Raw genomic sequence first — 11,118 nt, 5'->3', positions numbered from 1 at the left:
CGTCGCCGGACATCCGCAGAGCAATATCGACGACCTGCTGCCTTGGGCCTACGCCCCGCAGCCCCTCAGGGCCGTGGCCTGAGAACGACGCTTACACTGGATCGGGGCCGTGCAACGCTTCGACGACCCCCGTCGCCTGTCCGGACTGGATCTACAACAACCGCAATCAGATCGAGCGCCTCTGGGCCAGGCTTAAGGAATGGCGAGCCGTCGCAACCCGTTACGAGAAAACCGCCGCCAGCTTCATAGGCGTCCTCTCCCTCGCCGCAGCCCTCGACTGGCTCAAGCGATGACACGCCGTGGGACGTCCTGGGCGGCAAACAAGGTCGTGGTGCCGTGGCGCTTGTAGTCGTGGGTGCGCGTCGTGGGCTGCCCCGGCTTCATCGGCAACGGGTCCTGCGTTCGGGCCAGCGCCTGGATCTGCGACTTCTCGTCGACGGAGAGCACCACGGCATGAGCTGGTGGATCGACGTAGAGCCCGACCACATCGCGCAATTTGGCGGCGAAGGCCGGGTCGTTGGAGAGCTTGAACTGCCGCGCCTGATGCGGCTGCAGGCCATGCCCGCGCCAGATCCGCTGCACCGACGAGACGCTGATGGATGTGGCCTGGGCCATGGCAGCTGCCGTCCAATGCGTGGTCTCGCCGGGCGGATCAGCCAGGGTCAGGGCCACCACGCGCGCCGCAACCTCCGGGCCGAGCGGCGGGATGCGGGCTGGCCGTGTCTTGTCGCGAAGGAGCCCAGCGAGACCCTCTCGCGCGAAGCGCTCCTGCCAGCGCCAGACCGCGGTCTTGGACACGGCCGCCTCACGCATGATCGCGTGCGTCCCGAGCCCATCGGCGCTCAGCAGCACGATGCGAGCGCGCCAGACATGCTTCTGCGGCGTATTCCGGTCAGCCACGAGGGCGTCCAGTCGAAGGCGATCCGAAGCAGAAAGCGAGAAGGAGATGCCGCTGTGCATCCCGCCAGACTCGCAGGACACAGCCCAAACCGAAACCCGGGACGGACTCAACCGTTAGGTTTTGACCACTAGACATGCCCGTGCAGGTCAGTGTCGATGGATAGCAGCTCGGCGCGGGCCTATCATGCCCGCCTTGCCCGGCCTCGGAAAGCCGCCGCGCCGGATCGGCGCAGATCGCAGGATCACGGCCCCAACCGCCTGCGGCATTCGGATGCCCGAGGCGCCAATTCCGTTCCGAGCGGGCCGTAGCTGGCGCCACGATGAGCGGGTGACGATTGCCGGGTGGCGTAGATCGCAACTTCTGGCTACGGGTACTCATCACCCCTGCACACACCAATGCGATGAATGACCCAGCCGGGCATGCGCGAAAAGCCGCTTTGAGCGGCTACGACATCCTCCAGTCGCCCGCGGAGCCCGGCTTCGACGATCTCGTCGCCCTCGCCACCCAGATCTGCGATACGCCCGTCGGCCTCATCAGCTTCGTGGCCAGCGACCGCCAGTGGTTCAAGGCCCGGATCGGGTTTGCCCCCTGCGAGACGCCGCTCAGCCAATCCGTCTGTGCCCACGCCCTCGCCGAGCGGGATATCCTCATCATCCCGGACCTGACGCAGGACCTCCGCACCCGTGACAACACGCTGGTGACCGGAGAGCCGTTCATCCGCTTCTACGCGGGCGCCGTGCTGACGGCGACCAACGGGATCGCGATCGGCACGCTGTGCGTGATCGACAACGAGCCCCGGCCGGAGGGCCTCACCCCGCAACAGGCGTCCGGCCTGCAGGCGCTCGCCCGTCAGGTGATGACCCAGCTCGAGTTGCGGCGGGCCATCCGGGAACGGGATCGCGCGCTCACCACCTCCGACGAGGCGCGCGACGCGCTGCAGATCAGCGAGGAGCGCTTCCGGCTTTCCTCGCGCGCCACGACGGATGTGATGTGGGATTGGGATCGCGAGGGCGATACCTTTCACTGGGACGATGCCCTCACCCGCGTCTACGGCTACGTGGCCTCGACCGTCACACCGACGGCCGCATGGTGGTTTGAGCACATTCATCCGGAGGATCGGGAGCGCGTCCGTCAGAAGGTCCTCAGCGCTACCGAGGTGGGCCCGCGTTGGGCCGACGCGTACCGGTTTCAGCGCGCGGACGGCACGTATGCCGACGTGCTCAATCAGGCGTTCCTGGTCCGAAGCAAGGCCGGACGCGTCATGCGCATGACAGGCGTCATGCTGGACAACAGCGCGCGGGCGGCGGCGGACCAGCACCAGAGCCTGCTCAACCATGAACTCAGCCATCGGCTGAAGAACACCCTTGCCATCGTCCAGGCCATCGCGGCGCAGACCCTGCGCAACGCCGCCAGCTTGGACAGCGCGCGCGACGCCCTGCTGCAGCGCCTGATCGCCCTCGGCAAGGCCCACGACATTCTCCTGGCGAGCAACACCGAGCAGGCCGGGATGGAGGCCGTCATCCGGGGGGCGCTGGCTCTGCACGACAACCAGCAGGCGGGGCGGTTCCGGATCGAGGGACCGCCGCTCGAGATCGGCCCCAAGGCCGCGCTGGCTCTCGCGCTCATGATCCACGAATTGGCGACGAACGCTGCCAAGTACGGGGCGCTCTCGACCGAGGCCGGGCACATCGGCATCCGCTGGCAGATCGAGGCGGCGGGCGACGATCCGCAGCTGCGGCTGTGCTGGACTGAATCGGGCGGGCCGCCGGTCTCGACACCGTCGCGCACGGGCTTCGGAACCCGTCTGATCGAGCGCGGTCTCGCCGGGACCATCGGTGGGACCGTGAGGCTGGTGTACCAGCCGAGCGGCGTCACGTGTGATCTCGTGGCGCCCGTCGCAGGGTTTCAAGAAAAGACGGAGATTTCAGATTGAACGAAAACCGTTCCGCGTGCTTGCTCTAAGCCATGAACAAAATCATTTCGAAGCCAACCGCGCTGATCGTCGAGGATGAAAACATCACGCGGATGGAGACCATGGATGTCTTCGCCGATGCAGGCTTCGACGTGATCGAGGCCTGGACTGGCGACATGGCCCTGCACCTGCTTGGTAGACTCCCGACGATCCAGCTGGTGTTCACCGACGTGCGCATGCCCGGTCGGGTCGACGGCATTCGCTTGGCGCAGCTGATCGCGGAGCGTTGGCCGGAGACCGCCGTGATGGTCTGCTCCGGCCCACTCGCGTTCCGGCCGAGAACCCTGCCCGACAAGGCGCGGTTTTTTCCCAAGCCGTTCAGTCTGAACGAGGTCTCGGCGACGGCCCTGGCGTTGGTGGCCTGAGACCGGCCGCTCCGCGCAGCAGTGTCGGCCACACCGGCCTAGATGCCGCCGCCCTGTTCGGACAGGAGATCGAAGATGTTGCCGGTGAGCGCATGGAGCGCGCACGGCTTGGATACGAAACGTGCTCCGTCCGGCAGATCGGTGCCCTTGGGATTGTTCCGACCGGACAGCACCAGCAGCCTGATCTCGGGCCACCGCGCCGCGACGAGCTTCGCCAACTGATACCCGTTCAATTCGCTGCCGGGCATATCGACGTCGCTGATCAGGACGCGCACGTCGGTACGGGTCGAGAGAAGGTCGACCGCCTGCTCGGAGTTGCAAGCCTCGAACACGATGAGTCCAGCGTCGGTCAGCGCCCCGGCCATGTCCATCAGCTGCACCGGATCGTCGTCGACGATCAGGATGCCGAGCTGGTTCGGGGCTAACGGAGCCCTCTGGCGCGTGGTGAGGGCCGTCATGAGCACGGCCCGCCAAGATGACTCGTGAGGGTCGTGATGCGGGAACCCACCAGTCTCGCCGCCTTGCGCAGCTGCCCCTCCGTAATCGCGAAGCGTTCGGCCCACGCGGCTCGAACGACCCGATCATTGATATCGATGTGCGTGGCGGCTCGGCTGGGTAAGGTTTTTTTGACGAACGACATGCGCTCTTGCTTCGCGTCTTCTCATCGAAGACCGCGCCTCAGATATTCAGTGGGATGGATGTTTGCCAACGCGGGACGTTGTGTAAGGTTGCCTTGTCTCGCGGGTGGACGGTGTCTGCGGCAGGATGGGAAGGCTCCACGGCCGCGGGACCGATGATCTTCCGGCGCGACGCTGCGATGCGCCAGAAGCCCGAGTTCTACCGCGGTCGGACAGCTGCAGATCAATGATCCTGTCGCCGGTTTTAGTCTTCTCTGGCGCGCACGATATCGCGGCGCGGGGCGCTAATTTTTGTCCGAGCCACATTAATGGTTGTGATGATTTCGCCGATGGCGTAGAGATAATAAATCGACTTTTGGCCAGATATTCCGGCCGTCTCGCCTGAACAGGGCGAACGCTCTGCATCTCTCCCATTTTCGACGACCAGAGACCGGGCGCGCGTGATGCGCGCTCGGCCCGATTTCTTGCCTGTATAGATATGGAATACCTATGAGCATCGGCACCGTTAAGTGGTTCAACGACACCAAGGGTTTCGGCTTCATCCAGCCGGATGATGGCGGCAAGGACGTGTTCGTCCACATCTCCGCCGTCGAGCGCGCCGGCATGCGCAACTTGGCCGAAGGTCAGAAGATCTCCTACGAGATGGAGTCCGACCGTCGCACCGGTAAGCAGTCGGCCGGCAACCTTCAGGCCGTCTGAGCCTCGCTGCACAATCGACGATTTTCGAAGCCGTTCCCTCGGGAGCGGCTTCATCTGTTTCTCGCCGCTTTGGCTGAGTCGGCGCGGACAAAAAGGAATTTCCGTGGGTCAATTCAAAACAGACCAGCTCGTCGATCGTCTCGAAGCGACGGCCAAAGCGCGGCAGGCTACGCTGGCCCGCTTCCGGGCTCGTCCTGCGGCCGATGATCCGGTCGTCCTCGCCCGCCAAGCGGCGCGGCACGCGGTCGTCCAGGCCCGGGACGTGCGGGCGAGCGAGCGGGAGATCGCTCGGCTGGCCGCCGAGGCTGACCGTGAGGCAGCAGCGTTGGCCGCAAAGGAGCGCGCCGAAGCGGAGATCGCCCGTCAGATAGCCGAGAAGGCAGCGCGGCAGGCTGACCTCGCCGCCGAGCAGAAGGCCGCGCGCGACGCACGCTTCGCGGCTCGCAAGGCGCGAGCCCGTCGGTAGGTCGGACTTAGCCTGCAGTACCCGTCACCCAGGAGGACGACCCATGTCGCACAAGTTCAAGATCGGTCAGCATGTCCGGCAGCTGGGGCTCAGCTACGCCGGCAATAAGAGCATCGTCGACGGCCTCTTCGAGGTTGTTCGCCTCACGCCGGACGACCGTTCCGGCGAGCCGACTTACCGGATCAGGTCCGCCAGCGGCGAGCGTGCCGTGCGGGAAGGCGAACTCACCCACGCATCCTGATCGGTTTCGGCCGGTCGGATCAGTGCGTGCAGAGAGCGCGTCCTGTGACGGCTCTCAGTCGGGACTCTCAGGACCGGCGGAGATGCCGCGGGCAGTCTGGAATCAAGTTTGTTGAACGCCATGATGACGAACACGAATGCGCATTCGGCCGACGCGGCGATGATTGAACCCAACCAGACGGCCTTCATCCTCAAGGTGACGCGACCTGACGAGGCCGAGTTGTCCGAGCAATTGGCGATGTTCTACGTCGCCATCACCACCTCCGAGGACGAGGCGCTGGCCATCGTGCGCCGCGCGGTGAAGGGGGATGCCGATGTCGAGCCGACGGGCGTCCGCCTCTCGCAACAGACGGCCAACGCACTCGCTCTGGAAGCAGGCCTCGCGCGGGCTCTGTGACATCACCGCCAGTCCGACTTCGGCGACGCCGGGATCCGAACCGGCCACTCCTCAGGCGGCGACGCGAACCTGCTCCGAAGCTTGCTCGATGGCGGCGATGACCGCGTCTGGCGCCAGATGCTGGATCATGTGGCCCAGGCCGGGCACGACGATGAGGTGACTGTCGGGCAGTTCGCCGTGCAGGCGCTTCGACTGCCGATCGACATCGGCGATCTGATCGGCTCCGCCCACGATGATCACCACCGGGAGCCTCAGATCGCGGTAGTGCTTCTGAAGCTCGGCCGCCGACGGCGTCATCAACGCGGCGTCCTCTGCTGACGCCCGCAGCTGGATCGGCCGCAGCATCATGGCCTTCGGAAACTCTCGGTCGAAACGCTCCGTGACGGCGGCCGGCGCGAACATGGCCTTGAGCAGGGCGGGCTGCAGGATCCGACCGATCACGGGCGAGATCGAGTGGCGCATCAGGTCCCCGATGCCGGGGAGCGCCACCGGGGACGCGAGCACCACATCGGCGCGCAGCGTCGGGTAATAATATCCGGACGCCAAGACGAGGCTGCGCACGAGCTGCGGGGCCTGTAGCGCGAGGGCGACCGCGACCAAAGCCCCCCAGGAGTGTCCGAGGACGACGGCTTGGGCAACGGCGAGCTGCTGAAGCGCCTTCTGGAACAGCGTCGCGTGAGTGCGCGGCGTCCAGAGCCCGCGCGGGCGGTCGCTGTAGCCGTAACCGGGTCGGTCGAAGATGATGACGCGGTGGCGCTCAGCCAGATCGTCGACGATGCCGCTGACGAGAAAGTCTTGGATCATCATGCCGTTGCCGTGAATCAGCACCAGCGGCTCGCCGTCCCCCCGCTCGACGTAGTGCAGGCGCACGCCATCCACGGTGAGGAACGCGCCGATCGGTGGCGTCCGTCGCTCGGCCTGCTTCGCCTGGGCGGCCGCATAGAGGGCGGACGCTCCCAGCGCGGTCGCGGAGCCGAGCAGGGTCGGAAGCAGCCACGCTGTTCTTGAACGGCCTGTCATGGGATTGATCCTGTTCACTGGAATGGGCGTGCCTTCCGATTGCCGAGGGACGGCGAGTCCCCTTCCCATCACGGGAAGAGGCGCCGGTCCGCCGTTTCCGGCGCGGCAGACGATCGGTGTCGGCAGGATGACGCCGGCTGGGCACTTAGTCGGCGCCGCCATACGGCACGCGGGACGCGTCGGTCTCGGCGCAGCTCCCGCCGGTCTCACTCGGACAGGTTGAAGCCTCTGACATGCCCGGCGGAGCGATGACCCAGTTGGAGGCACGACCGTAGCGGTTGCGGCGCCTATCGCGCGCCCTGCCAACGCACCGTCATCCGACGAAGGGCTAAATCGCCATTCGTCTCCGAAGCGCCCTCCGAATCGAAGGATCGGGCCGACTGGCGCACGATCACGTCGTCCCGCGTGATCGACCAGTCGAACCGGCTGGGCTCCTTCGCCGATGGCATGACCTGTAACTTGTGGCGATCGGATCTGAAAACGATCATCTGATCTGTTCAATGCTCCGATAAGAACCGTTTATTAATCTTCCGGGACCGATATTATAAGTCCTTTGGCAGTCACGCCGACGGCGCCTGACTTGTTTCAGTCGCGGAGGCGGACGCATGCTTCCATGCCTCGACGCTGGCTGCCGTGCTCGCCAGTTGCGACGCCAAGTATTGCAGCGCTTCCGTGCAACGACCGTCTTCGCGGCGCAAATCAGCAGCGCGAGCCCGATCGTCGCTCGCCGCGACAAGCGAGTCCGCAACGAGCGTCAGTCGTTCGGCGACGCGACGCATCGATTGCGGCCCGGTGAAGCTGGTCCGCGCATCGGTGGCGACGGCCTGAATCAGACCTCCAAGATCAGGCTCGAGAACCATCTCCCAGTGCTGGGCATAATTTGACGCCATCATCTGGCACTTGGTGAACCAGCTGAACTCCAAGCCTGTAAGTCTGGGTTGAGCCATAACGCACTCCTTGCTGGACGGGCTGAATTCACGCGCATGCAGACAGCCGACGGCCGCTGTCCTGCCAAAGCGCCGGCCGATGACGTCACCGTTTGCTCAGGTGGCCAGGTCGACTGGCGACGTAGAGCCGCTCCATCATGTCGAGGGTCGTCCCCGAGATTCGCCATGCCGGGAACTCAGCGCATCACCTGCTGACTGACGTCAGCACGCGACAGGACCCGCGTCCGTCCGACGACACAGTCGCGCGTCGCGGCGATCGCCCGCAGGATGCGGCGACTCTCATAAGATGGTGTGTCGAAAATATTTTACCAGATCAAATAAATATAAATCTGGCGATTTATCGCATATTAGTAATTTTATCCCGGAAAACATGAAACAGGCGCTGATCTGAACGAAATAACTTTCTCGGCGTTTTCAGTGCTCGAGCTTCCGTTGCTGTCGTCAAGGAGATCCGCCATGCTCAATCAGAAACGTTTTGGGCGCAAAATATCGATCCCCTCGACGATGGAGATCAAGCGCGATCTGATGGTCATGGCGCATGCGGACACGATCGTGAAGTCCTTCAAGAGTCGTGGCCTTACCAGGGACGAATTCGGGGAAGTGGTTTCGGGCCTGGTCGCTGATGGTCTGCTTTTGCTGGAGCGAGCTCAGGTATTGACCCTCCGCTTCGAGCGCACAGACCCCCAAAGCCCAAGTCTCGTGGATGATCGTGACGCTCGATGATCTGGGAAAGCGACAGCGAAGTGGCTTGGAGATGCGTGCCGCGGATGGCTCTGTCGGCGAACGCCTCGGCAGACCGTGGCGCAGTTTCGTGAGCTGACGCTTGTCGCCAGCCCCCTCGGGAAGTGTCGGCGGGCGGTGCCGTGCAGGCCACGTTTTTGCCGAGGGCTCGAATAAGGGTCCGATCGCGGGCAGCATGACCGCCCAAGGCAACGGCACGTGACACGCATCGTGAGGATTGGTCCCGTGCCATTGTCGGGGCCCCAGCCGCCGACCTGCCGTTGTGCACGGACGAGACGCGCTTGGCCGAGGGGCGGGGGGATGAACGCGGCATCGGCATATCTGCCGGCTCGGCTTGATCAGGCCAGGATGACCTCGATTAAATGGCGGTTCGCCCAGATGGACGTGATGGTCCGGTCGATCTCCCGCAGAAGCAGTTCCGCGGCGGCTCGGGTCTCCGGGCTATTGAGCGGGCCGGCGACGATCCGTGCCTGCTGGGCCCGGCGCAGCTCGGCCGCGGCGAGTTCCTGTTCCGCCTTTGCAAGGATGTCCCGGAGGTAGGCGTCGGGCAGTGTCGGCATGGTGGCAGCCTCCCGTCCATGACATGGATCCCGCCGCGCGACCCGGTCACGGGCAACGCGGCTTCGACGAGCCCGCAGGTCAGACGGTGAAGATCTGCAGGAGGACTCCGAGGCTTCCCAACGCCGCAGTGCTGATCCCACAGACGAGGACGATATCCCCGCTCGCTATGTGCTTCGACACCGGTGCAAACCGGTAGGCTGCCGACGTCAGCGCGATGCCGAGCAACGCAATCGCCAGAGCGACGGCCATCAGAATTGTCATGACAATGATCCTTGTCCGCCAGCGGCGGGACTGACCATCGCGCGGACAAGTGTAACGTGTGAAAGAGACGAAATATCCGTCTGCCACCGGCCAGATTTTCGATTGTCAAAACTCTTGGCGATTTCAGGCGAGACAGCTGCTTTTCACGGTGAAATCGTCGCTGGTCGGCGGAGCGGTGGCCTGACTGATCGTCTTGCCATCCTCCAACACAGTCCTGCTTGAGCGGCCCGATCAGGGCGGACGATCGCGCAGGTTGATCCGCGCGGCGCGGAGATCGGTCGATCGACGCAGGCGGTTCGAATCCGCTGTCCCTCGCTGAAGGGGCCGTTTAGGCGTTTTGCCCCGGCTTCCGGATGAGCGGGGCCCGCTGTCCCATCATAAGATTAGCACTTCCATGCGGCGAGTGCTAACAGTCGGTCGATCAAGCGGCGAAACAATCTCGCCGGTCTCTGTCCCGCGACAGCGCCAATCACCGCGGTTGGATCTCGCTTGGGAACGATCAGGATCTCACAATGAAATTCCGTCCGCTGCACGACCGCGTGGTGCTCCGTCGCATCGAAGGCGAGGAGAAGACCAAGGGCGGGATCATCATCCCCGATACGGTCAAGGAGAAGCCGCAGGAGGGCGAGGTCGTCGCTGTGGGGCCCGGTGCACGCGACGAGGCCGGCAAGATCAACGCGCTCGATGTCAAGGCGGGGGACCGTGTGCTGTTCGGCAAATGGTCCGGCACCGAGGTCAAGATTGACGGCCAGGACCTCCTGATCATGAAGGAATCCGACATCCTGGGCATCGTCGCCTAGCCTCGATCAGGCCGTTCGCGGCCTCGAACGACGACCTTCCCGTCGAGGCGCCCGCTGTGGCGTGCCTTGGGGCCAGACGACAGATGATGAGCGCACCACCATGTCCGCCAAAGATGTTCGCTTTTCGGTTGATGCTCGCGAGGGGATGCTGCGCGGTGTCGAGCTGCTCGCCAGCGCAGTGAAGGTGACGCTGGGCCCGAAGGGCCGCAACGTCGTGATCGAGAAGAGCTTCGGCGCCCCGCGCATCACCAAGGACGGTGTGACGGTCGCCAAGGAGATCGAGCTCGCCGACAAGTTCGAGAACATGGGCGCCCAGATGGTGCGCGAAGTGGCCTCGAAGTCGAGCGACACCGCCGGCGACGGCACCACCACGGCGACCGTTCTCGCGGCCTCCATCGTCCGAGAGGGCGTCAAGTACGTCGCCGCCGGCATGAACCCGATGGACCTGAAACGCGGCATCGATCTGGCCGTGGCCGCGGTCGTAAAGGATATCGCGGGCCGCTCGCGGAAGGTCGCCTCGTCCGAGGAAATCGCCCAGGTCGGCACGATCTCCGCCAACGGTGACACCGAGATCGGCCAGATGATCGCCCACGCCATGCAGAAGGTGGGCAACGAGGGCGTGATCACGGTCGAGGAGGCCAAGACGGCCGAGACCGAGCTCGACGTCGTCGAGGGCATGCAGTTCGACCGCGGCTACCTCTCCCCGTACTTCATCACGAACGCGGAGAAGATGGTCGCCGAGCTCGAGGACCCCTACATCCTCATCCACGAGAAGAAGCTCTCGTCGCTCCAGGCCATGCTGCCGGTGCTCGAGGCCGTCGTTCAGACCGGCAAGCCGCTCCTGATCATCGCCGAGGACATCGAGGGCGAGGCTCTGGCCACCCTCGTCGTCAACAAGCTCCGCGGCGGCCTCAAGGTCGCGGCCGTCAAGGCGCCGGGCTTCGGTGACCGCCGGAAGGCGATGCTCGAGGACATCGCGATCCTGACCAAGGGCCAGATGATCGCCGAGGACCTCGGCATCAAGCTCGAGAACGTGACGCTCCCCATGCTCGGCCGCGCCAAGCGCGTGCGCATCGAGAAGGAGAACACCACGATCATCGACGGCGTCGG

The 11,118-nt window shown here is 64.7% G+C and carries 16 protein-coding genes and 1 pseudogene; 10 read left to right on the top strand and 7 right to left on the bottom strand.

The window, feature by feature from the left end:
- Positions 1–293, top strand: a 293-nt coding sequence (locus BM314_RS31175; protein WP_244540092.1) for a transposase, incomplete at its 5' end; no start/stop codon positions are given.
- 10 nt (positions 294–303) lie between these two features.
- Here the strand turns inward: BM314_RS31175 and BM314_RS29430 are convergent.
- Positions 304–960 (bottom strand): annotated as a pseudogene (locus tag BM314_RS29430) (IS630 family transposase); the annotation flags it as partial.
- A 377-nt stretch (positions 961–1,337) separates the two neighbouring features.
- Between BM314_RS29430 and BM314_RS29425 the strand changes: the two are divergent.
- Entirely contained in the window at positions 1,338–2,834 is a 1,497-nt protein-coding gene (locus tag BM314_RS29425) for a sensor histidine kinase (protein WP_170855256.1), read from the top strand.
- Positions 2,835–2,866: 32 nt separating this feature from the next.
- On the top strand, positions 2,867–3,238 hold the full coding sequence (locus tag BM314_RS29420; protein WP_056521122.1) for a response regulator: 372 nt from the start codon (positions 2,867–2,869) through the stop codon (positions 3,236–3,238).
- 38 nt (positions 3,239–3,276) lie between these two features.
- Here the strand turns inward: BM314_RS29420 and BM314_RS29415 are convergent, their stop codons facing one another.
- Both BM314_RS29415 and BM314_RS29410 read right to left on the bottom strand, forming a co-directional pair.
- Complete coding sequence (locus BM314_RS29415; protein ID WP_091683100.1) at positions 3,277–3,696, bottom strand: response regulator; 420 nt, start codon at positions 3,694–3,696, stop codon at positions 3,277–3,279.
- The gene (locus BM314_RS29410; RefSeq protein WP_091683101.1) at positions 3,693–3,878 is read right to left on the bottom strand and encodes a DUF3606 domain-containing protein; all 186 of its coding nucleotides are present in this window, start codon (positions 3,876–3,878) and stop codon (positions 3,693–3,695) included. Before BM314_RS29410 ends, BM314_RS29415 begins: the two co-directional genes overlap by 4 nt.
- Before the next feature lie 487 nt (positions 3,879–4,365).
- On the opposite strand from BM314_RS29410, the gene BM314_RS29405 reads away from it, so the two are divergent.
- The 4 genes from BM314_RS29405 (at position 4,366) to BM314_RS29390 (ending at position 5,678) form a co-directional block, all read left to right on the top strand.
- A complete protein-coding gene (locus BM314_RS29405; protein ID WP_091982067.1) occupies positions 4,366–4,575 on the top strand; it encodes a cold-shock protein in 210 nt (69 codons plus the stop codon).
- Positions 4,576–4,678: 103 nt separating this feature from the next.
- Complete coding sequence (locus tag BM314_RS29400; RefSeq protein WP_091683103.1) at positions 4,679–5,041, top strand: DUF6481 family protein; 363 nt, start codon at positions 4,679–4,681, stop codon at positions 5,039–5,041.
- Positions 5,042–5,084: 43 nt separating this feature from the next.
- Positions 5,085–5,282, top strand: coding sequence for a hypothetical protein (locus BM314_RS29395; RefSeq protein ID WP_056521132.1), 198 nt, complete (start codon positions 5,085–5,087; stop codon positions 5,280–5,282).
- 120 nt (positions 5,283–5,402) lie between these two features.
- A complete protein-coding gene (locus BM314_RS29390) occupies positions 5,403–5,678 on the top strand; it encodes a hypothetical protein (protein ID WP_244527069.1) in 276 nt (91 codons plus the stop codon).
- A gap of 51 nt (positions 5,679–5,729) precedes the next feature.
- Here the strand turns inward: BM314_RS29390 and BM314_RS29385 are convergent, their stop codons facing one another.
- Both BM314_RS29385 and BM314_RS29375 read right to left on the bottom strand, forming a co-directional pair.
- Entirely contained in the window at positions 5,730–6,698 is a 969-nt protein-coding gene (locus tag BM314_RS29385) for an alpha/beta fold hydrolase (protein ID WP_091683104.1), read from the bottom strand.
- Between the two features lie 560 nt (positions 6,699–7,258).
- Complete coding sequence (locus BM314_RS29375) at positions 7,259–7,645, bottom strand: hypothetical protein (RefSeq protein ID WP_139215746.1); 387 nt, start codon at positions 7,643–7,645, stop codon at positions 7,259–7,261.
- 456 nt (positions 7,646–8,101) lie between these two features.
- Here BM314_RS29375 and BM314_RS29370 point away from each other — a divergent pair, with 456 nt between their 5' ends.
- Complete coding sequence (locus BM314_RS29370) at positions 8,102–8,368, top strand: hypothetical protein (protein ID WP_139237916.1); 267 nt, start codon at positions 8,102–8,104, stop codon at positions 8,366–8,368.
- Positions 8,369–8,724: 356 nt separating this feature from the next.
- Here the strand turns inward: BM314_RS29370 and BM314_RS29365 are convergent, their stop codons facing one another.
- On the bottom strand, positions 8,725–8,946 hold the full coding sequence (locus tag BM314_RS29365) for a hypothetical protein (protein WP_091683110.1): 222 nt from the start codon (positions 8,944–8,946) through the stop codon (positions 8,725–8,727).
- A 79-nt stretch (positions 8,947–9,025) separates the two neighbouring features.
- Entirely contained in the window at positions 9,026–9,208 is a 183-nt protein-coding gene (locus tag BM314_RS29360) for a hypothetical protein (protein ID WP_020096511.1), read from the bottom strand.
- A 512-nt stretch (positions 9,209–9,720) separates the two neighbouring features.
- On the opposite strand from BM314_RS29360, the gene groES reads away from it, so the two are divergent.
- Both groES and groEL read left to right on the top strand, forming a co-directional pair.
- Positions 9,721–10,008 (top strand): co-chaperone GroES, encoded by a 288-nt coding sequence (groES, locus tag BM314_RS29355; protein WP_056521150.1) that lies wholly within the window; start codon positions 9,721–9,723, stop codon positions 10,006–10,008.
- A gap of 100 nt (positions 10,009–10,108) precedes the next feature.
- The coding region (gene groEL / locus BM314_RS29350) for a chaperonin GroEL (protein ID WP_139237915.1) at positions 10,109–11,118 on the top strand (1,010 nt) is incomplete at its 3' end.

This window comes from Methylobacterium sp. 13MFTsu3.1M2 (genome assembly GCF_900112625.1).
GTDB lineage: Bacteria > Pseudomonadota > Alphaproteobacteria > Rhizobiales > Beijerinckiaceae > Methylobacterium.
Note: the sequence above shows the minus strand (reverse complement) of the source record. Positions and strands in the feature narration are given on the sequence as shown.